Here is a 26,597-nt window from a genome sequence, read left to right as displayed (position 1 = left end):
TCATACAATGTTAAACAAAACAAGTCAATTCATTATACCTCATAGCCAAATTTCTTTCAATTATGAAAAGAGCCGGTCCCCCGACGATGCAGGGACTCGGCTCCTTTCTATAGTCTCAGGTCTTATTTGCGTATCAGTCGTCAAAGAAGGACTCGTGTTTCTCCTCCATGAGATATTTCTCCATCAGAGCATCCATATCGACCTTCTTTTCCGGAACAGGCGCGTCTTTTTTCTTTCCCACGAAGAACAGTATGGCGCCTATGATTATGGCAGCCAGACCGGCCCACTTGAGGACTTCGATCACCGTAGGGATCGAGTTACAGAATATATCGTAATCATCAGGTCCCCATTCACCGTAATCTATCTCATACCACTTGAGCCAGAACTGTCCCAGGAAAGCCATCAGTCCGGCGAAGAAAAGGAATACGCCTATTCTCACCGTATCTCCCTTAGCAAGCCCGGCGCCGTTGACAGGATGATTCTCCGGATCGTTTTTGGAAAGCCCGCCATACAGCTTCTTAAAGATTATATAGGCTACAGGCCCTGTGCATATGGCTATGAGACCCATCGCCAGATAATCTGTACCGTTGACCAGCAGCGCGATGACCGCTATGGCCATAGGGAAGCCTGCGTAGAAGATAAGCCCCAGATTGCCTCCGGGCATCACGTAGAGGTTTCGTTTCTTTCGCTCCTCCACAGGCAGTTTCTTTCGCAGCTTGATGACTGCCAGCGGGAGTATGATGTACAGTGCCAGCATGAACACTACTTCCATACTTACCAGCGTAGTGAAGTCGGACTGCGCCAGTATCAGCGTAACGACAGCCAGCGAAAGTATACCTACATAAGGGACGCCTCTTTTCTTGCTTACCTTTACCAGGAACTTCGGGCAGAGATTGTCGTCAGCCAGAACGAAGAATCCTCTGGAACCGGAAGCAAGGTACGTATTGAAGATAGCGCACTGCGATACGATGGCCACTACCAGGAACACATATCCCCATGCCTGACCCATATTCTGAGTCAATACGGAAGCGTATCCCACATTAGCCGATGTGAATCCGCCTTCGGTAGACCAGTTCTCCCAGCTTCCTTCAGGAAGGGACGCAAGACCACCCAGCGTAGGGAGCACATATGTCAGCGCTACCAACGGCATGGCTATCATCAATCCCTTAGGGATCACCTGAGGGTTTTTAACTTCTCCGGCCATGTTTGAAATACACTCATATCCGCAATACATCCATACACATATGCATATACCGCCGCCCAGGCCATCGACTATGTTATAGCCTTCAGGCATTATCGGCTCCATAGGATTTGTCTGCCAGTTGATGAAACCAACCACAGCAACGAGAGCGAAAGCGAGGACTATAAGTATCGAAAGAACTGTACTTACTTTTCCTACCTCTTTCAGTCCCATCAGATTAATTACGGTAAAAATCAATATCATTCCGATTTTGACTGCGTGCTCCGCCGCGGCGGACATAGGTATCATCTGGGAAACATATCCCGCTACCAGAGCGACATATACACCATTAGTTATGTAGGTGGATACCGTTCCCCACCAGCCTGCCTGGAACCCCCAGAATTCTCCGAAAGCTTCTTTTACCCATACGTAAACACCACCTTCGGAAGGGAGCACCGAACTTGATTCGGCTACCAGATTACTGATAGGATAAGCCCATACGATAGGGAATAAAATCAGCAGTATGATGGTCATTCCCGGCCCTGCTTCCGGTATCATCTCTTCGATTCCAAATGCCCCGGCTGCAACCAGACAGTAAAGCATGAATACTATACCTGAGACTTTGATGTCATGCTTCTTCAGTCCGGCAACACCATGTACCTGACCTTGTTGACTCATAAAACACCTCCTGTCAACTATTAGGACTATCTGTCACGACTTATTATAAGACTTTTCAGAAAAATGTAAATGATACTTCGGTGTTATTTTCAGAAAATTTATTGAAATACGACTTTTTTGATATATGCGAAAGTGCAAATCACCTTTGACAGTTTCGATTTTCCCCTCGCTTGCCCTCAAGACCGACAGTCTGTTTCCATACCCCCGAAATTGTGATAGAATTGGAGAAAATATGAAAGAAGGTGATATTCTTGAATATATTCAAATTGTCAAAAGAACATATAGAAGAATGTGCAGATCTGTTTATCGAGGTGTTCACAAAAGCTCCCTGGAACGATACATACGACTCCAGAACACAAGTGATCGACTTCTTTCAAAATCACATGAACAATGATTACTTTGTGGGATATGGCCTGGAATCACAAAATCGTATGATCGCAGCAAGTATTGGAATGAAAAAACCGTGGATCAACGGAATGGAATATTATATCGATCAGTTTTATGTAAAAACTGACTGGCAAGGCAAAGGAACAGGAAGTCTCTTTTTAAAATTGATCGAAAGTGAAATCCGGACGGAAAAAATGAACGCGATCATTTTGAACACGGCAAAAGGGTTCCCGGCCGAAAATTTTTACCTGAAAAACGGCTTCAGATCGAACGAAGAACTTATAATTCTGTCGTCTTTCATTTATTGCGATCAGGGAAAAAAGAAATGAGCAACCCGACCCTCAAGATCGACCTGCTCGCCCTATAAAAACTACTCAAACCACTAATTTTTTAGTGCGGATTCAAGTATGGATATTCTGGTGCGGCCTACCGGACTTGAACCGGTACGGTCTCCCACACGCCCCTCAAACGTGCGCGTCTGCCTATTCCGCCAAGGCCGCATATGAAGCATTGCTCTTAATCAACAACGCTCTACTATTGTATAAATTTTTGCAGCTTTTGTCAACACCTTTTTGTAACATGAGGATAGTCTTCTGTCTTTTTAAGACAATAAAAATACCAGTTCCTTCTTTTTAAACCCTTTCCTCTGTAAAGTTTCCGTCTTTCGAACGATACTCCCACGGCCTGTATCTTACTCTCTTCCCTTTTCCCCGGTCTTATGACCGTAATATCAGCCGTTACTTCTCGATTCTCTTAAAGTTTCCACTTTACCTTTACCTCTTTCGTAATGTCCTCTCCCGAGACTCTTACGAAAACCGGCGGTTTAAACTTCAGCGAACTGGTATTCTCTTTGTTCTTCTGTTGACATTTCTGGCGGACTCACCCTCTTTCCTACATCTTACAAATTCTGTAACGAAAGTTTCTTCTCAGGTTCGAACCTCCTATCAAAATTTGTTAGATTTCCTTTTGTTGATGCTATTATAACACCAGGAGAAAGATTATGCAAGAATTTTTTGAAAATTCCTATAAGTTTTTTTGTGTACTTTTATGCCGCTGTATTTCCGGCAGAAAGTCGTTGAGAAATTCGTCGATATTCTCCTTCAATTCCTGAATACCGTCGGAATTGTCGATGACAGCGTCCGCCCTCTTTATCTTTTCATTGTCGCTCATCTGGTTTCGTATCCTGTCCCGCACTTCCTCAGGCGTCATCCCATCACGCGCGCACACCCGTGATATCCTGACTTCTTCGTCTGCCACCAACACCAATACAGCATCGCATCTCGTATCCAGACCTGCTTCGAAGAGAAGAGGCGCGTCCAGCAATATGCCGTCGATACCGCTTTTTCTTCTCAGCAATGAGATCTCATCGTCTATCCTCTCTATTATCTTTTGGAACATCACCTGATCCAGCTTTTTCCTTCTCTCTTCGTCGGAAAAGACCACAGCAGCCAGCGCTTTCCTCAGCAAATTGCCGTCTCCGTCCAATATCTCAGTATTGCCGTCGCCCCAGCGGCCCTCAGGCCCGAAAAGCTCATCCAACACCGGCAGCAGACTGCTGCCGTCAGCCGTCAGATCTCTGCTTATCTCATCGGCGTCTATATGTGCGAAGCCCTTTTTCACAAAATACTCAGCCGCTGTTGATTTCCCTGTACCTATACCACCTGTAAGTCCTGTTACCTTTATCATTGCATTCATTCTTTCCGCAAAAAACGCCATTCGTTACTTCAGCTCGTACCAATTGCATCCTTCGTTGAGATCGGCCTTCAGCTTCACTTTCATATCATATGCAGACTCCATGTTTTCTACCAGCAGCTTTTCTATTTCTTCCCGCTCGTCTTCATACGTGTTTATTATCAGTTCGTCATGGACCTGCAATATGAGAGATGATTTGAGTTTGCCGGATTTTATCGCATTGTAGACCTTTATCATGGCTATCTTTATTATATCGGCAGCGCTGCCCTGGATAGGAGTGTTCATGGCCAGACGCTCACCCACCTGTCTCACCATATAACCGGATGCCTTTATTTCCTTGATATAGCGTTTTCTTCCCATTATGGTCGTGACATACCCCTTCTCGCGGCAGGATTCCACCTGACCGTCCATGAAGGCCTTTACGGCTGTATGCTTCCTGAAGTAAGTGTCGATATATTCCTCCGCATCCTTTCTCGTTATATTAAGCTCCGACGAAAGTCCGAAACTGCTCATGCCATATATGACACCGAAATTGACGGCCTTGGCCCTGCTCCTTTCCTCTATGGTTATCTCCGATTCCGGGACCCCCAGCACATTGGCAGCCGTTGCTCTGTGTATATCCTCTCCCCTGTTGAAAGCATCTATCAGCGCTTCGTCTCCCGACATGTGTGCCAGCACTCTCAGCTCTATCTGAGAATAATCGGCGCCCACCAATACACAGTTGTCCGAATCAGGAATAAAGGCCTTTCTGAGCTGACGGCCCATCTCCTGTCTGACAGGGATGTTCTGCAGATTAGGCTCAGTACAGCTTATCCTGCCGGTCGTTGTCACCGTCTGGTTGAAATGAGCATGGACTTTACCGTCATTTTCATTGATGAGAGGGATGAGACCATCTATATAGGTGCTTTTCAGCTTGGAAAGAGTCCTATACTCCAGCACGGCCGGGACTATAGGATGTTTGTCCTTTATCCGCTCCAGTATATCAGCACTGGTAGAATATCCTCTCTTGGTTTTCTTGCCTGCCGGAAGGCCAAGCTTCTCAAAGAGTATGTCCCCCAATTGGAACGGTGAGTTGAGATTGAATGTCTCGCCTGCCATATCGAACACTCTGGCCGAGATCTCGTCTATCTTCTGCGACAATTCTCTGCCGAAATCCATCAGCGTGCCTCGATCCACCTTGAAGCCTTCGTACTCCATAGACGCCATGACTTCTATCAGCGGCAGCTCCACACTATAGAACACATCGTCCAGCTGTTCGTCCTTTATACGCTGCTGCTGAACTTCCACCAGGTTGAGAACGGCGGTGCATATGTCGAAGCCATAATCCATATATGCCTGACTGTTATCATCAAACATGTCCATCTGGCCATTGGCCTCCTGAAATTCCGTTTCGTCTTTTACCGTGAAATGAAGATATTCATTGGCAATAGCTGTCAGGCTGTAATTGCTCCGACCAGAATCCAGCACATATTGGGCAATCATGGTATCGAAGGAAGTGGCAAAGCTCATTTCACAGGATAAGGCATCGTGGCACATCAGCATGAAATAATCGCGCTTCAGCCCATGCCCTGTCATGGAAATATCCTGGTCCGCCAGCCATCGGACGAAATCATCCAGTTTGGGGTAGTCGAAATAATAGTACTTTCCTCCGTTCATCATCGCCACACCCTCTATCGCGACAGTTCCGAGATGATTATAATCGCCAAAGACCTTGATGATCGTCTCCCCGCTGAGAGAAATGTCATTCATCTTCTCCCCACTGTTTACCAGGATCCTTTCATACGATGACGTATCGACAGATATCGTATGACCTTCGACAGCTCCTGAGGACTGCCCGCCTTCCCTGCCTATGTTGAGTTTCTTCAGGAATTTGTTGAACTCCAATTTGGTGTAGATGGCAACCAGCGCGTCGTAATCCGGCTCTCCCAGGATGAATTCATCGAAATCAATACCGACAGGCACATTGGTGTTTATGGTAGCCAGTCGCTTACTCATGACTGCCAGCTGAGCATTATCCTCTATCTTCTTTTTCAACCCCTTAGGCGTGATATCTTCCGTATTGGCCAGCAGGTTCTCGACGCTGCCGAATTCCAGGATCAATTTCGTGGCCGTCTTATCGCCCACTCCCGGTACTCCCGGTATATTGTCGGACTGGTCTCCCATGAGACCTTTGTAATCGATGAACTGCTGAGGAGTGAAGCCGTACTTTTCGATCATAGCCCTCCTGTCGTATATCTCAAATTCCGAAACGCCTTTTTTCGTTATTATGACCCTGGTCTTATCAGAGGCCAATTGCAGCTCATCCTTATCGCCGGTGATGATATACGGCTCCAGTCCATCCTCTTCAGCCTTCCTGGCTATGGTGCCGATGATATCATCAGCTTCAAACCCTTCCAGCTCCAGCTGTTTCACATTCATGGCCGCCAGTATGTCCTTGAGAAGAGGTATCTGCATAGCCAGTTCCGGCGGCATCTTTTTTCGCCCCGCCTTATACTGATCATACTCCTTATGTCTGAAAGTAGGCGCCTTCATATCGAATGCTACCGCCATATACTCAGGCTCGTAATCTCGTTTTATCTTGTCCATCATATTGAGGAACCCGAATATACCCTGAGTAAATATCCCGTCTCTCGTTATCATAGGATTCCTCATGGCGTAATAAGCTCTGTTTATCAGGCTGTTGCCGTCTATTATCGCTATTTTCTTCATTGATACACCTCTGTATTTTCAATATACGTCAAAGCGCTGAAACAGCTTTGAATCCATAGGCTGAGGCCGCGCTCATCACACCGTCTTTTATGGCTTCCGCCATCACATAGGCGCTGAGATCGCCCAGTGCGTCAGCGTTGACTTCCACCTCTCCTCCGGAAAGGAAAAAGATAGTATCACCATCGGCTGAAGAATGCACTGGTTTTATAGCCGAAGCATAACCGTCGTGGCACATGGATGCCAGCTTGGCGCACTGATCCTTCGTAAGCTTGCCATTGGTCACGACACATCCGATGGTAGTGTTGCCGGAAAAAACATCCTTTTGCCTGCCAATATCCTTCCACATGTGAAAACGCGTATTGTCCAGCTTTTTCCCATCCTCAGTCAGCATCCCGGCTATCTGCTCCCCCGTATCTACGTCATATATGTCTCCCAGACTGTTGACAGCTACTACCGCCCCTACCTTCAAATCGCCTATCTGCAGCGCGTAAGTCCCCAGCCCGCTTTTCATCGCTCTTTCCATCTCCATGAATTTGCCTACCGTGGCGCCTGTTCCTGCTCCGAAATTGCCGCTTTGCGGCCTGTTGTTCTCGGAATCCACACATGCTGCATAGCCCATCTTCGCATCAGGCCTGCACCTGGGATCTCCCACCGTCAAATCAAAGAGACAAGCAGCAGGGACGATAGGCACATGCCCGATACCGACATCGAAGCCTATTTCCCGCTCTTCCAGATATCTCATCACACCGCCGGCGGCATCCAGTCCGAAAGCGCTTCCTCCTGAAAGCAGCACCCCATATACTTCCTGGCACGCTTTCTGCGGATCCAACAGATCGGTCTCCCTGCTGGCCGGACCGCCTCCTCTCACGTCGACGCCGCCTACGGCGCCTTTCTCGCATATGATGACGGTACAACCGCTGCCGCCCTCTGCATCCTGAGCATTTCCGATCCTGAAGCCTTCTATTTCTTCTATGGATATCTCCCTGAATATTTCTTTCATGTTCTACCCCACTTTTCTGCCATCCGGTATCCCGTGGCTATTTAAGCTTCCTGTAAGTCAGCCAGTAGACGATGCCTACGAAGATACCTCCGCCAACTATATTTCCCAAAGTTACGGGCAAAAGATTCCCTATCAGCAGATTTTCCACCGTCAGACCCGAAATATCCAGATCCAGCAGCTGTACGAAGGCGTCGTTGGCTGACGCTATCATCCCTGCAGGAATGAAATACATGTTGGCCACACTGTGCTCGAAACCCGAAAGAACGAAGAGGCCGATACAGAAGAATATGGAAAAGATCTTGCTGATGGTCGCCTGTGCTCCCGTAGCCATCCACACTGCCAGACATACCAGCCAGTTACACATTATGCCCAGCACGAAGGCTCTGCCAAAGTCCAAACTTGTTTTGGAAATGGCTGTCCTGACGGTTATCGCCCCCAGCAGGCCATCGCCGCTTTCCAACAGACCGGAATAGTTTATCAGCACCGCTATCAGCAATGCGCCTATGAAATTTCCTATGTAAACGATGATCCAGTTTTTCAAAAGGCCGGATATCCTTATCTTCTTGTCCAGCAAACCTATCAGCATCAGATTGTTCCCCGTGAACAGCTCAGCTCCGCAGAGGACAACCATCATAAGACCGACCGGAAAGACGACAGCCGAGATCAGCTTTCCCAGCCCGAAAGTGGACGCATCAGCCACCAGATTGAAGGATACCATTGCCGAAGCCTGAGCTCCGAAAGCGATGTACGCTCCCGCCAGAATAGCTAATATCAACAGTTTCAACACACCGGAACCCGCCTTTGGCACGGCGGAATCAGACACCTTTTCAAGAATTTCAGCAGACGTTAATGATTTCAATTCGATATTTCTCCTTCCTTATATCATCTGTCCGATAGGATCGGACTTTTATCACAAAAAAATACCCGAACGGCACTGATATGCCGAACAGGTATTTATTATATCATATCGCTGACTACTTTGTCATCAATTCGCATATGGCGTTGGAAAATGCCACCGGATCCTCCACAGGCAAGCCTTCTATCAACAGGGCCTGATCATAGAGAAGTTCAGCGTACTTTTTCACCATATCCTTGTCAGTCTCATAGCACTTCCTGAGAGCTTCCATCACCGGATGTTTGGCGTTTATCTCCAGGACGCGCTCCGCCTTGACCTTTTCGTCCACCGGCATGGAATTGAGTACCTTTTCCATTTCGATGGAAAGCCCGCCTTTCGCCGTGAGGCAAACCGGATGACTCTTGAGTCTCTGAGAAAGTCTCACTTCGGAAACTTTTCCGTCCAGCGCCTCTTTCATGAATCCCAGCATGTCCTTGCTTTCCTCGGCCTGTTTTTCGGCAGCTTCCTTCTCTTCCTTGCTCTCTTCCACGTCCAGATCCTCTGCTGATACGGAACGGAATTCCTTCTCGTCATACTCTCTCATCATCTGCAGCGCGAACTCATCCACATCGTCGGTCAGGTACAATATTTCGTATCCTTTATCCTTCAGCAGCTCCGTCTGCGGCAGCTTGTCTATCTTATCAGTTGTCTCTCCCGACGCGTAATATATGTGTTTTTGGTCAGGCTTCATCCTGCTGACGTATTCGGAAAGGGTGACAAGATCTTTCTCTGTGGATGAGTAGAACATCACCAGATCCTGCAGCTTTTCCTTATTGACTCCAAATCCATCATAGAGTCCGTATTTAAGCTGCAGACCGAAATCCTTGAAGAACTTCACATATTTTTCTCTGTCGGTCTTGAGCATGGCGAGCAGCTCGCTCTTTATCTTCTTTTCCAGCCTCTGAGCGATAGCCTTGAGCTGCCTGTCATGCTGAAGCATTTCCCTGGAAATATTGAGAGACAGATCCTGGGAATCCACCAGTCCCTTGACGAAGCTGAAATAATCAGGCAGCAGATCCGGGCATTTATCCATGATCAGGACGCCTGATGAGTAAAGCTGCAGCCCCTTTTCAAAATCCTTGGTATAATAATTGTACGGCGCCTTGCCCGGTATGAACAGCAGAGCCGTATAGCTGACTACGCCCTCCACATCGGTATGGATGACCTTTGCCGGATCGGTATAATCGTAGAACTTGTCTTTGTAAAAGTTATTGTAATCCTCTTCTGTTATCTCGCTCTTGGTCTTCTTCCACAGCGGCACCATGCTGTTGAGGGTCTCCAGCTCGCTGTAGGTCTCATATTCCTGGTCTTCCGGTTTCTTCTCCTCGTCTCCCGGCTTGATACGGTGTTTCTCCACCATCATCTGTATCGGATATCTGATGTAATCCGAATACTTGGTCACCAGACCTTTTATCTTATAAGTATCCAGATATTCGCTGTATCTCTCGTCATCAGTATCCTCTTTGAGCTTCAGAGTTATCTCAGTGCCGTTACCATCCTTCTCAGCCTCCGTTATGGTATAACCGTCGGCGCCGGAGGATTCCCACAGATATGCCTGCTCCTCGCCATAAGCTCTGCTGAGCACGCTGACCCTGTCGCTGACCATGAAGGCCGAGTAAAAGCCAACGCCGAACTGACCTATGATATCTATCTCATCCTTGTTGTCCATCTCAGACTTGAAGTCGAGAGAACCGCTCTTGGCGATGGTACCCAGGTTCTTTTCCAGCTCCTCTCTGGTCATCCCCATGCCATTATCGATTATCGTCAGTGTCCTGTTCTCAGTATCGGCTTCTATCCTGATAGAAAAGTCATCTCTGGATATGCCTGTGTCACCCTCTGTCAGGCTGTGATAATACAGCTTGTCTATGGCGTCGCTGGCATTGGAAATAAGCTCTCTGAGGAATATCTCTTTATGGGTATAGATCGAATTGATCATCAAATCTAACAGTCTCTTTGATTCCGCCTTGAATTGTTTTTTGGCCATTTCAAATCTCTCCTTCCGATTATTAGCACTCATATTGTTTGAGTGCTAATAATATAATACGACGTTTTTCGATGAAAATCAAGTGGTATTGGAAATTTTTTATCCCGACGGCGCAAAAAACAGCCTGTACCGCTGCCGTCACCGCAGTTCCCAGACCTCCGCCAGTTTTTCCATGACGGGCTCCAACGCATCCGCCGGGATCGTCGGGAATCCCAGCAGCAACTGATTGGCCGGACAGTTTTCACGGCATACATACAAAGCTCGCGTATCATAGAGACGTATCCCTGCCGCTTCCGCCCTTTCCAGAAGCTGATCCAGCGAAAAACGGCTCTCCACTTCCATCAGTATGTGTATCCCTGCGTCTCCGCCGGATATCTTCACTTTACCGCCCATTACCCTTTCAGCGGTTTCCATGAGGATATTCAGCTTTCTCCTGTAGGTAGTCCTGAGCCTGTTGATATGACGCTGATAACTGCCGGAAGCGATGAAATCGGCCAGGGTCAGCTGGTGAAGAGTATTGACCTGGCTGTTGTATCGCTGGTAATATCCCATGAACCGCTCCATCAGCTCCTGAGGGAACACGATATAGGCTGTCCGCATCACGGGAGCAAGAGACTTGGAAAAAGTCCCTGTATATATGGTCCTTCCACGGGTGTCCAGAGCCTGCATGGCCGGTATGGGATTAGTCAAATACCTCAGCTCACTGTCATAGTCGTCCTCGATCACGTATGAATCCGTATCCTCGGCCCACTGAAGCAATTGCCGTCTCTTGGCGATGGACGTTACAGCCCCTGTGGGAAACTGATGGGAAGGTGTCACGTAAAGAAGAGCTGAGCTGAGAACTCCAAGAGGTTCCAACACTATACCGTCTTCTTCCACAGGGACCGGATCGATCTCATATCTGTGGTTCTCAAATACCTTTCTGATACCGTCATAACCCGGTTCCTCCATGATGAACCGCTTGCGGCCTCCCTCAAACATATTTGCTATCATCTCCATGGAATGCTGCTGACCGCTGGTGATGACGATCTGAGACGGATCGCACTCCACATCCCTGGCAGCCCTCAGATACCTGGCGATCTCCCGGCGGAGAGAAAGTTCTCCTGTTCTGTCGGGATATCTCATGACACCGGTCGCCTCCATCTGGCTCAGCGCATTGTTAAGGCTCCTCCTCCACTGTTTGTACGGAAACACGCTGTTGTCCATAGAACCATAGGAAAAATCGTATCTCACATGAAGCTGATCCTTTCTTTCCTCATCGCCGCCTCTGGCGCACTCGCCCGTCTTCTTTTTCCCTGACCCGAAATCAAGCGGTATGGAGCTGACTACGAATCCACTTCTCGGCTTTGCCTGTATATACCCTTCCGCTGTCAGCTGCTGATACGCTCTGTCTACTGTATTGCGGCTCACTGACAGCTCTTCAGCCAGCGACCTTGTAGGCGGCAGTGTCTCGCCTGCTTTCAGAGCACCTGATAATATCTCATCCACCAGCTCGCTGTATATCTGCTCATACATGGGTTTTTCTCTGCCCTTTTCTACATATATCACTCCTGCCTCCTTTTGGCGCGCTGTCTGTCCGGGACTTTGGCACCTGAAAAAAGTCCGTATCTGGCTCTTTTTTATGATCCAGTTTTATTGTATCCTTATCTCATCAAAACCACAAGATGAAAAGGAGGAGACCTATGAAAAAAGATATGAGACGAAACGAAAAGGCCATATCACGCGACGAATGCGTCCAGGTGCTGGATACGGCCGAATACGGAGTCCTTTCCACCGTGAGCACTGACGGCACACCCTACGGGACGCCTCTCAACTTTGTATACTGCGACGGTGCCGTCTATTTCCACTGCGCGCCTGAGGGCCACAAGATAGAGAATATACAGCACAACAGCAACGCATGTTTCAATGTGGTGGATTCAGTGGTGTTGATGCCTGAGAAATTCAATACACAATACAGATCTGTGACTGTCTTCGGCACCGTTGCGATCGTCGAAGACAAGAAGGAAAAAATGACCGCTATCACCTCCATCGCTGCGAAGCTGAGCCCTGCTTTCGCTGAGGAAGCCGCCGCATATATCAAGTCAGCTTTCGACGACATCCATATACTCAAGCTGACCATAGATCACATGACCGGAAAAGCTACCAGAGAATAGCTGTTCAAGACAGGAGGTAATGTACGATGAACATATGGGGAATCCTGATCGGGCTGGCAGCCTTTCTTCTCATAGGTATATTCCACCCTATCGTGATAAAATGCGAATATCATTTCGGCGCCAAGATCTGGCCTCTGTTCCTTGTGGCCGGAGTCCTGTGCTGCGCCGCCTCCCTGCTTGTCTCCAATACCTTCCTGTCTTCGCTTCTGGCAGTACTGGGGTTCACCTGCCTGTGGAGTATCCACGAACTGAAGGAACAGGAAAATCGCGTCAGAAAAGGCTGGTTCCCCGCAAATCCCCGCAGGAAAGGCCGTGACGCGACGGATCTGAAGACCACGGATAAAGATGAATAATGTGGAAAGAGGATGTGGCGCCGCTTCATCCTCTTTGTTCTTTTTGCGATTCCTTACCTGCACAGTCCCCATATCTACGTATAATAGTAAAATAAGGCAGCCGCTTGAACGTGCTTCCACCTGCTCCGAGTCTTGTGCGGGGAGGTGGTAATATGAGTACATACGAAGAATTAATGATTATGCTGACAATGATTCTCATAGTCGTTACCACTCTGAGTATTAAATATAAAAAATAGCCGTTCAGCTCTGGCAAAGTTAACGACTATTCTTTAGTTTGAACTTTCCGGGCAGGTGGTACAGGCACCTTCCGGCTGTCTTGTTAAGTATATTATAAGCGGATGCGTATTCAAAGTCAATAAAAACACCCTCCACAAAATCTGTACAGAAATGACTTCCCCATCCCCAAAAGCATCGCAAAAAAAAATCCCGACATGCCGTCAAGGATATAATTCACGCCCTATCTTGTAATAGGGGGGTGCCCTGTTCCTGCTTCTGTCTTCCGCTCGATGACGGCCTGACATAGGCTTGCCGAAAACTCCGGGCTCCCAATGTCGTCATGTAGGTTGAATTACAACACCTTGTCGCACATCTCAGGATAATTTTATCGCTGTCGATTCTTCCTGTTATTAATTATAAAACATTATACGCTAATTTCAAGAGGGTAATTTCAATTTGCCTATTCAAACCTTCTATCAGGCTGCTGTGCGATCAATCCTCACAGACAGCCTGATAGAAATGATATCATCACTCCGTCTCCCGCAGTCTCTCAACTATCGTCTTCCTGGAAACGCTCCTGTAGACTGCCACAGGGAGCAGCGCTCCCAGCAGCAGGAATAAAGGCGCAGTCATCCACACGGCAGAAAGGCTGAAATCATATTCATAAAACCAGAACATGCTCTCCATCAGCCTTCCGACCAGCGGACCGACTATAGCTATCAACACCGCCGAGATCAGTACGGTCGCCAGAGCATAAAGCAGGCCTTCATATACCAGCATCGATTTCAGCTGCTTCCCGGTCATCCCTATGGACTGGAGCATGGCGAATTCCCGCTTCCTGCTGAGTATCCCTGTCATAATACCGTTGAAGAAATTCAGAACACCCACCAGGCCGATTATACCGCACAGGACGCTGCCCAGCAGCAGGAACATCTGCCTGAATCCCTGGAACTCCTCCCGCACTGTCGCCTTGCTCTCGTACATCACCTGAGAGTTGTCATCATCTGTCAGATCGGCCAGGAATTCTTCAGCCTCAGCTTCAGCTTTGGCATCAGGAGTATCGAACATATAGAAAATAGGAAACGCCTTGCCGCCACAGTCTTCCCGCATCCTGTCCGCGTTCATCACCATAGTGTCGCCGTACATACTTCCGCTTCTCAGGGACATCTGGTACGGCACCGTCACCAGGGCGCACACCGTGTATTCCACCTGATGGCTCTTCTCTATGTGGAGCTGGATGTACTCCTGCGGAGTTTCGCCGCTGACCTTCCCGCCGGTCCTGCTGTCCACATACCAGCCCTCATCCACATAAGTCACCGGTATCTTTTCGCCCACCTCCGGGTAATTGGCCAGATCGTCAGGGTCCCCGTAATCATCAATATCTACTGATATGGCCACTGACCGGCCATTGGGATCTTTCAGTGTATCCAGTTCTCCATCCAGTACTGTCAGCTTATCCATCAGCTGTACATCCAGTCCCTCGATGGTGGTGTCGCAGCTTACGAGTCCGTCATCGCCTTCGTTCGCCTCGATGAAGCTCTCCACTTCCTCGTCGGACAGCATGCTTGCCCACCCCTGAGCAGTCTCCATGAAACGTTCCCGCGTCAGCCGTTCCTTAGGCCGATAACCGTCTACAGCCCACGCCCTCCCGGAAATCGACGCCTCAGTGCTGGCCTCTATGGCCGCCAGCGTACCATCGTCCAGGGCCGAATCGGCGCTTTCCGCCTCAAACCTGAAATAATCGGTATTGCCTACGATGAAATCAGCGCACGTATTGTTGTCCAGGTATCTTTCCATATTGAATCCGCCGGTGAAATTCAGCAGCACTGCCAGCAGTACTACAGCCAGCGACATGGACATGACCATCAGTATCGATTTTCCCCTGCTGCGCCCCAGGTTGGCAAGGGCCATCTGATGCACCCTGGCTCCTCTGGTAGTCTTTTCCTTCCTCGATACCCTCACCTTTTCCGTATACCTGGCCGCTTCCACCGGGGATACCTTCGATGCTATCCTTCCGGGTCTGGCGCAGGACAGCAGCACCGTTACCACCGAAAAGGCTGCCGCTCCCGCAAATATCAGAGGAGACGCGCTGACAGTGGCGGACATGTCCCCCAGCGAAGATTGAGCTATCACCACCGGAGTAAGTACATACCCAACCAGCCATCCGGCAACCAGTCCAACAGGACAACCGGCAATACACAAAACGAGAGCCTGCTGTCTGATTATCCGCCTCAGCTGCCTCGGCGTGACACCGATAGTCTTCAGCAGTCCGTAATATCTGATATCGCTGGTGACCGATATGCGGAATATGTTGTATATTATCAGATATCCGGTGAAAATTATCAGCACCGCGAAGGCCGCCACCGCGACAATGTTGCCGACGTCCATATCGGCTCCTGCCTGAGACGCGGTATACCCCCAGTTTACGCCCTTGCCTACGTAATCGTCCCTGCTCTGCACCTCGCTCTGGTATCCGCAGTCCTCGATCACCCTTTCCATGACGCCGTCTATATTGATACTGGAGCCCAGCATCACATTGAGATCACGCCTGAAAGGCTGGGCGCCTTCAGCTACGGCTTCATCCTCGACCAGTGCCGCGTACTTCTTCGACACGTTGATAAAATGTACCGGTGAAAGCTCGTCGTATTTCCACCACCCCACCAGTGTAAAGGTATCGGTCCTCTGCCCCAGGCCCTGGGTCTTGTCGCTCACATCGTAGGTCAGCGTGATGCGCGCTCCCAGCTGCGGCTCCACTCCCAGTGATCTCAGGGCATCCTCGTCCATGATTATCTCGTCCTCTGCCCGAGGTTCTCGTCCTTCTTCCAGCTGTATATAGCTCCACTTGGCAGTATTTTTATCCATATAGCTGACCTCCGCCGGCACTTTGGCAAACCCGCCGTCGGTAATGGTCCCCAGCGTTATCCTCTCTCCCGCTTCCTTCACATCCGGATTTTCCGAGAGCTTCTCTATCTTCTCATCGTCCACGTCCTTGAAGGAGCCGTGGGAATATCCGCCTATCTGCCGGAAAGTACTGGTCTCATAACTGGAATTTATGGAAAGTACTATGGTGAAAAGGCTGGTAAACAGCAGCGTAGTCAGTGCGATAGCGCAGGCCGCGATGATATTTCTCCTGCCGGACGCTTTCAGAGTGCGCATGCTGAGACGGCGCACAGGCCTTCTGTTCCTTATCTTCAATATCATCGCCTCCTAACCTGTCACTATGCGGCCGTCTTCGATGCGTATCACCCTGTCGGCCAGCTGAGCGATCTCTTCGTTGTGAGTTATCATGACGATGGTCTGAGCGTATTTCCTTCCCGATATCCTCAGAAGCCCCAGCACATCCTGCGAAGTCTTGCTGTCCAGATTGCCTGTCGGCTCGTCACAGAGAAGTATGGCAGGTTTTGCCGCCAGCGCTCTGGCAATGGCCACCCGCTGCTGCTGTCCTCCCGACAGCTGATTTGGCAGACTGTTCACCTTGTCAGCAAGGCCCAGAGTCTGTATTATCCCGTCCACGAAACCGGAATCAGCTTTCTTCCCGTCCAGCTCCACAGGAAGTACGATGTTCTCGTAGACATTGAGAACAGGAACCAGATTATATGCCTGGAATACAAAGCCTATTTTTCGTCTCCTGAATATGGTCAGGGCTTCGTCCTTCAGCGAGAATATATCTCTGCCATCCACCGTGACACTTCCCGATGTGGGCCTGTCCAGACCGCCCAGCATGTGGAGGAGCGTCGACTTTCCGGAGCCGGAAGTCCCCACCACCGCCACGAATTCGCCGTTTTCCACCGACATGCTCACCCCATCCAGAGCACGAACAGCATTGGCTCCATCGCCATATATTTTTTTGAGATTTTCCGTCTTGAGTATGGTCATGTTCTTTCCCCTTTCATTGATCTGACACAAATCAAAAATCTGTACGAAAAGCATCTCCGCCTTCCATACAGATTATCTCAGAAAAATCTTTCCATGTTATTTCCACCGGTAAAATCATTCTTACAATATTGTAATCATTGGCTGCTCAGGCTCCGACGCGCTGATGCGCCGGCAGGGAGATCCCGGGCCGCGTCTTTTCCCGCAGGCAGGGGCAAAAATAACGAAAAGACGGAGCCTTTTCCCTGATGTGAAACAGCTTTGATGTATCCGCCTCCGGCCGATACTATCTCCCGGGCCAGATAGAGACCTATCCCCACACCGTCTTCGTCGTGGTGCCCGGCGCCCCTGTAGAATCTGGAGAATATCTTTGGGATCTCCTCTTCCGGCATCCCCGGCCCTGTATCGGCCACTTCCACAGCCGCGAACATTTCATATTTCTTTGTACGGATAGTGATACTCCCCTGTTCTGTATATTTCACGGCATTGTCCACGATATTTCCCAGGGCTTCCCCCGTCCATCTGCTGTCAAAAAAGGCTTTCACTTCAGGACCCCTGACCTCCATCTTCAACCCTTTGGACGCAGCTTTTTCCATGTAGGCCGCCGCCGTTTTCTCTGCCAGCTCTCTGATATCCCCGGCTTCCGGATGAAGGGTCATCATTCCCGTTTCCAACCGGGACATTTTTACGAGAGCACTGGTGAGGAAGCTGAGCTTTTCTGCCTGGGAGCGGAGGGCCATCAGGTATTCCTTCGCTTCCTCCGACATATCAGTCTCCTCCATAAGCTCCGAATAGAGTTTCATATTGGCCACCGGGGTCTTCGTCTGATGCGCTATGTCCGAGATGAGAGTCCTGATGCTCTCCTTCTCCGACTCGCTGCGGCTGACAGACATCTGCGTCGCCGTCAGATATCTCGCGACCTGATTTTCCAACGACGAATACATGGATTCGTCGAAACAGCTGTCGCTGAACCTGCCGTCAGCCGCGTCGCCTATCATCTTCTCAAGCCTCTCCAGCAGCCTGCGCTGACGCGATCGCCAGAGGATGAGGACAGTCGCACATACAGCGGCACATGCGCAGCATATCATAACTGCGAGAGCCATACTACCCATCTTTTCCCTCCCATTTATATCCGATCCCATAGACCGTCTTTATATATTTCGACGCTTCCAGCTTGTCGCGTAATCTTTTCACAGCAACAGAAAGGGCGTTTTCATCCACATATTCCGCTCCATCGGTCCATATCCTGTCCACTAACTGCCCTCTCGTGAGAGCAGTCCCGGCATTGTCCACAAGGGCCCGCAGCAGACGCTGTTCGGTTTTGCTCAGCTCCACACGTCTTCCTTCGTGGAAAAACTCCATAGCGTCGAAATCAAAGCTGTATCCGTCGATGCGGACCGCTCTCCTGACACGTCGGCGTCTCCTGAGCAACGTGTTGACCCGGGCCCGCAGCACAGCCAGACTGAACGGCTTCGTCATGTAATCGTCAGCTCCTGCCTCAAGGCCTGAAACGATATCGGCTTCCATATCGTTGACCGTCAGCATCATCACCGGAACATCGCTTTTTTCCCTTATCTCCCGCAGGAAGTCAAATCCGCTGCCATCAGGGAGATTGACATCGAGAATCATCAAATCGCAATTTCCCGTCTCCAGCGCCGTCCTCGCTTCATCCAGACCAGCGCACAGCGTGATGTCCCGGCCCTCTTTGTCCAGCGCCCGCTCCAGCCCCCTGGCCAGTGCCCTGTCATCTTCAGTTATGATGATATATTCTGTCATCTGTCACCTCCGGCTCATTTCCATATCGCACTCATTATACCACGGCATAAGCAACAGCGCGAACACTTATATCAGCGCATGACTGCACGGCAAAAATGAGAAAGCGCCGCTCCCTTTCCGGTTTCCGGGCGCGGCGCCTTCTCATATATGGCTTATATCTTATCTTATTGGCTCCTCATTCCTCTCACTGAAGGTTCAGCTTCAGCGACAGTATCCTCTCCGTCACCACGTGGAAGGCTGCCAGCTGTACGGCTGTCAGCACGAACATTATCCCTATGGCCATCTGACTGATGGCGAACGGATCACTGTCGTTATTGGCGATGAACACCGACAGCCACGATATGGTCCCGACACTGTCTGAGGCGGCCACGATGAGCAGGAACAGTATACTCATTATCATGGATATACCGATATAAGCTCCCAGTGAAAGGAGTATCCTGTGCTTGTTGGCCAGTTGCCCGATGGCCAGTGCCGCGTATATCTGGTATACGCTTTTCAGGACGCTCAGGACCAGCAATATTATCGCTTCAACGATGACAAGCACCATCCTCGGTTCTTCCTCCCAGATAGCTCCCAGCGCCCCAAACATCTCAGGTATCGTCTCAAGTCCGCTGACTCCGGCCAGCACCAGGATGGAGAGGAAGGCTACCAGCACACTTATCATCACTATCAGCGCCGCTATGATGCCTTTTGATGTTATCAGCTGCCACGGCTTCACCGGCAGAGTGTGCATCAGATATCCCTCGTCTCCCAGAAGCCCCTTGTAGAATCTCATTATCACTATGACCAGAGTCGCCACTATCAGCGCCACGAAGACCGCAAAGTACATCAGTCCCGTTATGAACTCAAAGATCCCGATGGCAAAGGAGATCCCGCCTCCCGGTCTTTCCACAGCTATATCAGTCAACACGTGAAGGCTGAGACTGAACAGCAGGCTGGCTGCTATAAGGGCCGCCCAGATGACAGCCATCAACTTCATACTCGACTTGATCTCATATTTCATCAATTTACCTGTCATTGGCACTCACCTCCGTAAACGGCATCATCCTGAATGTGTCCTTGAACACATCATCTATCGATTTGCCTTCTTTCTCTTTGATATCGTCTACCGATTCATGTCTCACCATCTTGCCGTCCCTGATGAATATCACCTCGTCCAGTATCCTCTCTATGTCCGAGATGAGATGGGTGGAGATGACCACCGTACCCTCCTCGTTGTAGTTGTTGATGATGGTGGTGAGGATATAGTCTCTGGCTGCCGGATCGACTCCCGCGATAGGTTCATCCAGCAGATACAGATCCGCCTTCCTGCTCATTACCAGTATCAGCTGGACTTTTTCCTTTGTTCCCTTGGACATGGTCTTTATCCTGTCGCCCATGCTTATGTTGAGAGACGCGCACATCTTCTCGGCCTTGTACCTGTCAAAGTCGTCGTAAAACTCGCTGAACATGTTCACCATGTCCCTGGTTGTCATCCAGTCGGCGAAATACGTCCTGTCAGGCAGATAGCTGACTATGGACTTGGTGTAGACGCCCGGCTTCTTGCCGTCTATATAGATATCCCCTTTTGTGGGCCGTATGAGCCCGTTCATCAGCTTTATCAGCGTCGTCTTCCCGCTTCCGTTAGGACCGAGAAGCCCTATGACTTTTCCACGTCCTACGCTGAGGTTGACTCTGTCAAGAGCCAGCTTCCCGCTGAAAGCTTTGCTGACATCGTAACATTCCACAAGCTTTCCAGTTCTCATTTGTCTTCTTCCCCTCTTTCTTTTATCATTTTGACAACATCGTCAGCGCTGTATCCTATGGCAGCCATTTCCTTTATGAATTTCTCTATGCTCTTCTTAGCGATACTTTCCTTCATCCTCGTCACCAGCCCTTCATCCGTTGTGACGGTCCTTCCGGCCGTCCTGTTAGTCGTCACGAATCCATCGTGCTCCAGCTCACTGAGCGCGCGCTGCATGGTATTGCGGTTGACTCCCGCATCTTCCGCCAGCTCTCTCACAGTCGGAAATGATCCGCCCATGTTGTACTCGCCGGCAACTATGGCGATGATAAGCTGCTCCTTCAGCTGCGGCCATATAGGCCTGCTGTCGTCTAGCTTCCACTCCATACATTACCCCCCCTCCATCTCATTTTTCTACTTTCTTCATATGTTGTTCCTCTCGTCGCCGCTGCACATCCGGCTTTGTCTTATTGTCATATTGTCCTATGTGCTTAGGACAATAATAATATATAAGATATATCAGGATTTGTCAATACCTTTTATGAAAGTTTTCTTGAGAAATGGGGATCTGTTCGATCAACGCAAAACCCCGTGTCCAACACGGGGTTTTCCTTATACAAAAAAACTCCCTGCCGGCATTTTGCCATACAGGGAGTTGCGGTTGCGTATAAGCTTGTCTATTCCACTGTCTCCAGATCCACGCTGCAATTATGATATACCTTCTGAACATCATCATTGTCCTCAAGGGTATCTATCATTTTCTTGAGAGCCTTCAGATCCTTCTCGTCCTTAGGAGCCGTCTCCATTGAAGGGACGTATTCCACATCGGAATCCACCATCTCATATCCTGCGTCGATAAGTGCTCCGTGAACATCCGTGTAGCTTTCGGGCGATGTGATGATCTCATAGCTGTCGTCATGGGTGATCATATCATCGGCTCCGGCTTCGAGAGCCGCCTCCATGAGAGCATCCTCGTCTATATCATCCGTCTTCTCTATTATCATGACACCTTTTCTCGAGAACATGTAGGACACGCATCCCGGCGTCCCCAGATTCCCGCCGTTTTTATCAAAGGTGGATCGTACAGCGGACGTAGTCCTGTTCCTGTTGTCAGTGAGCGTCTCGACGATGACAGCCACACCGCCTACACCGTAACCTTCGAATGAAAGTTCCTCGTAGGATTCTCCGGCCAGTTCTCCCGTACCCTTCTTTATGGCTCTCTTTATATTATCATTAGGCATACCTATGGCCTTGGCTTTTTCTATGGCCACTCTGAGGGTAGCGTTATAATCGGGATCCCCTCCTGCCTTGGCCGCCACGATGATGGCTCTGGTATATTTGGTAAACATGGCAGCTCTTTTTGAATCCTGCGCCGCCTTTCTTCCTGCTATTGTTCCGTGTCTTCCCATGAGACACCTCCTAACTTTTGATTTTATGCACCTGTTTATTATATACCTGTCATAGGGTTAATTCAAGACCAATCAGCAGGCATCTTCTCTGTCGGCGCGCTTCTTCCTTTCGGGATCCAAGTTTCTCTCCTCCTGACCGCTCTTTTCCCCTTCTTTGATATCTATTACATCCTTCATCTTCTCAGCTTCTTTCTTTGCCAGATTCTTATGGGCCGTGGCCATCATCAGCTTTATCCTGTTGAGCTGATTGACATCAGATGCTCCGGGATCGTAGTCGATAGCCGCTATATTAGCCATCGGATTTCTCTTCCTGAGAGCTTTCATCATCCCCTTGCCCGTAACATGATTAGGCAGACAGGCGAATGGCTGCATGCAAATGATGTTCTCCACACCATCATCTATCAGATCGACCATTTCACCCGTAAGCAGCCAGCCTTCACCGCACTGGTTGCCCAGAGAGATTATCTCCTGCGCCTTGTCAGCGATATCGGCTATCCTCATCGGCTCATGGAACCTTTTGCTCTCCCTGAGAGCTTTCCTCATAGGCTTCCTGAAATGCTCTATGACAGAGATCGCGGCTTTGTTTCCCATCATCAGCCCGTAACTTCCTGACAGCACCTCGTAGTTGAACTGCTTGCTGTACATACCGTACAGCAGGAAATCCGTCAGATCCAGCACTACGGCTTCGCCGCCTTCGCTCTCGATGATATTGACCACATCGTTGTTGGCGTTAGGATGATATTTGACCAATATCTCTCCCACGACGCCTACTTTTGGTTTCTTTATATCCAACAGCGGCAGCTCGTCAAAAGCCTTGACGATATCAGCCATATTGCGTTTGTACTGGCTGTAACTGCCGGATATGACGTTCTCTCTGGCCTTTTCCACCCATCTGTCGTAAAGGGCATTGGCAGAACCAGGCTCGGCTTCGTAAGGTCTGGTGGCGTACAGCACTCTCATGAAAAGATCTCCGTACATGACGCCCATCAGGCATTTTTTCACTATGGCCGGAGTGAATTTGAAGCCCGGATTGCTTTCCAGTCCCGCCATGTTTATGGAAATCACAGGTATCTGTTCCATTCCCAGGTCCTTCAGGGCCTTTCGGAGAAGAGACACATAGTTGCTGGCTCTGCATCCGCCCCCCGTCTGGCTCATGAATATACCTACCTTGTCCAGATCCACCTCTCCTGATTTCAGATAAGATATTATCTGTCCCAGAGTCACTATAGTCGGGTAACAAGCATCGTTGTTTATGTACTTGAGTCCTTCATCCACCGCTCTCTTGTCTACAGTCGGCAGTCTTTTGACCTTATATCCCGCGCTGCCGATAGCCGCCTCCAGAAACTGAAAATGTATCGGGGACATCTCCGGTATGAGTATTGTGTAGTCCTTCCTCATGTCCTTAGTGAAATATACACGCTCATACGGTTTCCTGTCATCCACGTGCTTTACGCCATTCTTTTCCCGCTCGTCAATGGCTGCCTTGAGGGATCTTATCCTTATCCTGGCGGCGCCCATGTTGGTACCCTCGTCTATCTTGAGAACTGTATAAAGCTTATTGTTCTTTCTCGTTATCTCTTCCACCTGGTCAGTCGTCACGGCGTCCAGACCGCATCCGAAGGAGTTGAGCTGCACTATCTCCACATCGTCAGTCGTACCTGCGAAAGTAGCGGCTTTGTAGAGCCGTGAATGGTACATCCACTGATCCAGCACCCTGATAGGTCTCTCCAGCTTGCCCAGATGGGCTACTGAATCTTCAGTAAGGACCACCATATCGAAGGAGGTGATTATCTTATCTATACCATGATTCACCTCAGGATCCAGATGATACGGTCTTCCGGCCAGTACCACCGACTTCTTGCCGTGTTCCCTGGCGTATTTCAGCGCGTATTCTCCTGCCTTCTTTATATCGTCTTTCACCTTCTTATCTTCGGCCCGGGCAGCTTTCACCGCCTCGGCCAGTTCCGTCCTGGTGACGCCGGTACGCTCCAGCACCTTATAAAGCTCTCTGACCAGGAAATCATCGTTATCGTAAGGCAGGAACGGATGAGTGAAGATAACCTCATTATCCTGGAATATATCATCCATATTGCCAGCTATCACTTCCGGATATGTGGCGACGATAGGACAATTATAGTGATTAGGCGCATCCTTATCCTCAGCTCTCTCGTAATTGATGCTTGGATAGAATATCCACTTGGCGCCATGATCCACCAGCCACTTGATATGCCCGTGCACCAGCTTGGCCGGATAACACGCTGTATCGGAGGAAATAGTCTCCATACCCTTTTCATACATGTCCTTGCTGGATACAGGCGACAGCTTGACGCTGAATCCCAGCTTGGTAAACATAGTGAACCAGAACGGATAGTTCTCATACATATTGAGGACTCTCGGGATGCCTACTACACCTCTCCTGGACTCTTCCTCTGTGAGAGGCTTGTACTTGAAAAGCCTTTCCAGCTTATACTGATAGAGATTAGGCAGCTGATTCACTTCCTCCGCCGCTTTTCCTTCTCCACGCTCGCATCTGTTGCCCGTGAAGAACTTGCTGCCGTCGCTGAACTTGTTTATAGTCATCAGACAGTTGTTCTCACACTTGCCGCACCTGACATGACTTATGGTCACATTGAAGGTCGCTATATCGTCAGGAGTAATGACCGACGACTCCGTTCCCTCCACGTAATTTTCTCTGGCTATCAGAGCCGCTCCGTACGCGCCCATCAGCCCCGCGATATCCGGCCTTACTATCTCCTTTCCCAAGACATTCTCAATGGCTCTGAGAACAGCGTCATTGAGGAAGGTACCGCCTTGTACCACGATCTTGTCTCCCGCTTCTTCCGGATTCCTCAGCTTGATAACTTTATAGAGGGCATTCTTTATTACCGAATAAGAGAGCCCCGCGGAAATATCTCCGATAGTGGCGCCTTCCTTCTGCGCCTGCTTGACCTTGGAATTCATGAACACTGTGCATCTTGTCCCCAGATCCACAGGAGCATCAGCAAACAGCGCCGCCTTAGCGAAAGACTGGACATCCATGTTTACCGACTTGGCGTACGTTTCAATAAAGGAGCCACATCCCGACGAGCATGCCTCGTTGAGCATGATATTATAGATAGCCCCATCTTTTATCCTCATGCACTTCATGTCCTGACCGCCTATATCCAGGATAAAATCCACGCCAGGCAAAAATTCTTCCGCAGCCTTATAATGAGCCATGGTCTCTATCTCGCCCAGATCAGCCTTGAAAGCTGCCTTTATCAGCCCTTCCCCATAGCCCGTCGCTGTCACATTGGCTATATGAGCCTTAGGCGGAAGGAGCGAATAAAGCTCCTTGAACATGTTCATAGTAGCATCCAGCGGTTTTCCCTCATTGCCTGTATAGTAGGAGTAAAGCAGATTCTTGTCCTCGTCGATGAGAGCCGCTTTAGTGGTAGTGGATCCCGCATCTATACCCAGGAACACCTTGCCCTTGGCCTTCCTTATATCTTTTCTCTTTATCCTGTCTCTCTCGTGTCTTTCTCTGAAGTGTCTGTAGTCATCTTCGTCAGCAAAGAGTGGATCCACATGCTTGGTATCTGACAACGCCGCCGGATCTGCATGCTCTATCCTTTCCAGGATCTCACTGAATTTCACTTCGTCATATTTAGACGAATTCATAGCTGCGCCTATAGCGACGAAATACTTGGAATCTTTCGGGAATATGACCTCGTCATCCTTCAACTCCAGCGTCTCTATGAACCGTTTCCTAAGCTCCGAAAGGAACGACAACGGACCGCCCAGAAAAGCTACTTTCCCCTTGATGGTATGACCACATGCCAAACCGCTTATAGTCTGATTGACAACAGCCTGGAATATGGATGCCGACAGATCTTCTATGGACGCCCCCTCATTGATAAGCGGCTGTATGTCTGTCTTGGCGAACACTCCGCATCTGGCTGCTATGGGATATATCATCGAATGCTTCTTAGCCGCCTCATTGAGCCCGGCAGCATCCGTATTGAGAAGGGCCGCCATCTGGTCTATGAAAGCGCCCGTCCCTCCGGCACAAGTGCCGTTCATTCTCTGCTCTATAGTCTGACCATAAAAAGTTATCTTGGCGTCCTCGCCGCCCAGCTCTATGGCCACATCTGTCTCCGGTATCAGTGCCTCTACAGCTGAGCTGCACGTCACCACCTCCTGCTCGAATGGTATACCCAGTATATTGGACAGCGACAATCCGCCCGACCCTGTTATCACGGTCCGAAGCTCTATATCGCCGACTGCCTTATACATATCATCCAGCAAATCGATAACTGTCTTGAAAACGTTTGACATATGCCGCTCGTATCTGCTGTACCTGATATTGCCCTCATCATCGAGCAACACCAGCTTTACAGTAGTCGAACCGACATCTATACCTAATCTCATACACTAATCCTTTCCTCTGTTCGTCGCGCAAGGCGCGACATCCAAGTTACCCGGCTTCATTTTTCTCCGGCCCAAAGGGCCTTTCACTCAGGCCGGGGTTCCTTCTGTTCGTCGCGCAAGGCGCGACATCCAAGTTACCCGGCTTCATTTTTTTCCGGC

At 49.5% G+C, this 26,597-nt stretch carries 19 protein-coding genes, 1 tRNA gene and 1 other RNA gene; 3 read left to right on the top strand and 18 right to left on the bottom strand.

Annotated elements, in window-relative coordinates:
- Positions 1–133: 133 nt before the first annotated feature.
- Complete coding sequence (locus tag ACQY69_RS02135; RefSeq protein ID WP_428258226.1) at positions 134–1,858, bottom strand: APC family permease; 1,725 nt, start codon at positions 1,856–1,858, stop codon at positions 134–136.
- Positions 1,859–2,124: 266 nt separating this feature from the next.
- Between ACQY69_RS02135 and ACQY69_RS02130 the strand changes: the two genes are divergently transcribed.
- Positions 2,125–2,574 (top strand): GNAT family N-acetyltransferase, encoded by a 450-nt coding sequence (locus ACQY69_RS02130; protein ID WP_428258224.1) that lies wholly within the window; start codon positions 2,125–2,127, stop codon positions 2,572–2,574.
- An 88-nt stretch (positions 2,575–2,662) separates the two neighbouring features.
- Here the strand turns inward: ACQY69_RS02130 and ACQY69_RS02125 are convergent.
- From ACQY69_RS02125 to ACQY69_RS02095, 7 genes are all read right to left on the bottom strand, one after another.
- Positions 2,663–2,745, bottom strand: a tRNA-Leu gene (locus tag ACQY69_RS02125).
- A gap of 523 nt (positions 2,746–3,268) precedes the next feature.
- On the bottom strand, positions 3,269–3,961 hold the full coding sequence (gene coaE / locus ACQY69_RS02120) for a dephospho-CoA kinase (protein WP_428258222.1): 693 nt from the start codon (positions 3,959–3,961) through the stop codon (positions 3,269–3,271).
- 3 nt (positions 3,962–3,964) lie between these two features.
- Positions 3,965–6,646, bottom strand: coding sequence for a DNA polymerase I (gene polA / locus ACQY69_RS02115; protein WP_428258221.1), 2,682 nt, complete (start codon positions 6,644–6,646; stop codon positions 3,965–3,967).
- A gap of 28 nt (positions 6,647–6,674) precedes the next feature.
- Positions 6,675–7,646 carry a P1 family peptidase gene (locus tag ACQY69_RS02110; protein ID WP_428258219.1) on the bottom strand — a complete coding sequence of 324 codons (972 nt, stop codon included), beginning with the start codon at positions 7,644–7,646 and terminating at the stop codon, positions 6,675–6,677.
- Positions 7,647–7,683: 37 nt separating this feature from the next.
- Positions 7,684–8,505, bottom strand: a complete 822-nt coding sequence (locus ACQY69_RS02105; RefSeq protein WP_428258217.1) for a formate/nitrite transporter family protein — start codon at positions 8,503–8,505, stop codon at positions 7,684–7,686.
- Positions 8,506–8,620: 115 nt separating this feature from the next.
- Complete coding sequence (gene htpG, locus ACQY69_RS02100) at positions 8,621–10,525, bottom strand: molecular chaperone HtpG (RefSeq protein WP_428258216.1); 1,905 nt, start codon at positions 10,523–10,525, stop codon at positions 8,621–8,623.
- Positions 10,526–10,663: 138 nt separating this feature from the next.
- Entirely contained in the window at positions 10,664–12,073 is a 1,410-nt protein-coding gene (locus tag ACQY69_RS02095) for a PLP-dependent aminotransferase family protein (RefSeq protein WP_428258214.1), read from the bottom strand.
- A 134-nt stretch (positions 12,074–12,207) separates the two neighbouring features.
- Between ACQY69_RS02095 and ACQY69_RS02090 the strand changes: the two genes are divergently transcribed.
- Together ACQY69_RS02090 and ACQY69_RS02085 are read left to right on the top strand one after the other, a co-directional pair.
- Positions 12,208–12,678 (top strand): pyridoxamine 5'-phosphate oxidase family protein, encoded by a 471-nt coding sequence (locus tag ACQY69_RS02090; RefSeq protein WP_428258212.1) that lies wholly within the window; start codon positions 12,208–12,210, stop codon positions 12,676–12,678.
- Positions 12,679–12,704: 26 nt separating this feature from the next.
- A complete protein-coding gene (locus ACQY69_RS02085) occupies positions 12,705–13,031 on the top strand; it encodes a DUF4491 family protein (RefSeq protein ID WP_428258211.1) in 327 nt (108 codons plus the stop codon).
- Positions 13,032–13,450: 419 nt separating this feature from the next.
- Here ACQY69_RS02085 and ssrS read toward each other — a convergent pair.
- From ssrS to ACQY69_RS02035, 10 genes are all read right to left on the bottom strand, one after another.
- Positions 13,451–13,631: non-coding RNA, 6S RNA (gene ssrS, locus ACQY69_RS02080), on the bottom strand.
- Positions 13,632–13,775: 144 nt separating this feature from the next.
- Positions 13,776–16,448 carry an ABC transporter permease gene (locus ACQY69_RS02075; RefSeq protein WP_428258209.1) on the bottom strand — a complete coding sequence of 891 codons (2,673 nt, stop codon included), beginning with the start codon at positions 16,446–16,448 and terminating at the stop codon, positions 13,776–13,778.
- 6 nt (positions 16,449–16,454) lie between these two features.
- The gene (locus ACQY69_RS02070; RefSeq protein WP_428258207.1) at positions 16,455–17,123 is read right to left on the bottom strand and encodes an ABC transporter ATP-binding protein; all 669 of its coding nucleotides are present in this window, start codon (positions 17,121–17,123) and stop codon (positions 16,455–16,457) included.
- Between the two features lie 134 nt (positions 17,124–17,257).
- The gene (locus tag ACQY69_RS02065) at positions 17,258–18,232 is read right to left on the bottom strand and encodes a sensor histidine kinase (RefSeq protein WP_428258205.1); all 975 of its coding nucleotides are present in this window, start codon (positions 18,230–18,232) and stop codon (positions 17,258–17,260) included.
- A complete protein-coding gene (locus ACQY69_RS02060; RefSeq protein ID WP_428258203.1) occupies positions 18,225–18,896 on the bottom strand; it encodes a response regulator transcription factor in 672 nt (223 codons plus the stop codon). Before ACQY69_RS02060 ends, ACQY69_RS02065 begins: the two co-directional genes overlap by 8 nt.
- A gap of 184 nt (positions 18,897–19,080) precedes the next feature.
- Positions 19,081–19,914 (bottom strand): hypothetical protein, encoded by an 834-nt coding sequence (locus tag ACQY69_RS02055; RefSeq protein WP_428258202.1) that lies wholly within the window; start codon positions 19,912–19,914, stop codon positions 19,081–19,083.
- Positions 19,904–20,641, bottom strand: coding sequence for an ABC transporter ATP-binding protein (locus tag ACQY69_RS02050; RefSeq protein WP_428258201.1), 738 nt, complete (start codon positions 20,639–20,641; stop codon positions 19,904–19,906). The genes ACQY69_RS02055 and ACQY69_RS02050 overlap by 11 nt, the downstream gene beginning before the upstream one ends.
- A complete protein-coding gene (locus tag ACQY69_RS02045; RefSeq protein ID WP_428258199.1) occupies positions 20,638–21,006 on the bottom strand; it encodes a GntR family transcriptional regulator in 369 nt (122 codons plus the stop codon). The genes ACQY69_RS02050 and ACQY69_RS02045 overlap by 4 nt, the downstream gene beginning before the upstream one ends.
- Before the next feature lie 290 nt (positions 21,007–21,296).
- A complete protein-coding gene (locus tag ACQY69_RS02040) occupies positions 21,297–22,028 on the bottom strand; it encodes a YebC/PmpR family DNA-binding transcriptional regulator (protein WP_428258197.1) in 732 nt (243 codons plus the stop codon).
- A gap of 72 nt (positions 22,029–22,100) precedes the next feature.
- The gene (locus ACQY69_RS02035) at positions 22,101–26,438 is read right to left on the bottom strand and encodes an acyl-CoA dehydratase activase-related protein (RefSeq protein WP_428258196.1); all 4,338 of its coding nucleotides are present in this window, start codon (positions 26,436–26,438) and stop codon (positions 22,101–22,103) included.
- Positions 26,439–26,597: the final 159 nt, after the last annotated feature.

The sequence above is a fragment of the Gallibacter sp. Marseille-QA0791 genome, assembly GCF_965119705.1.
In the GTDB taxonomy this organism is placed as follows: Bacteria; Bacillota; Clostridia; order Peptostreptococcales; family Anaerovoracaceae; genus Lentihominibacter; species Lentihominibacter excrementipullorum.
The sequence above is the reverse complement of the archived record's forward strand: the minus strand, read 5'-3'. Positions and strand labels throughout refer to the sequence as shown.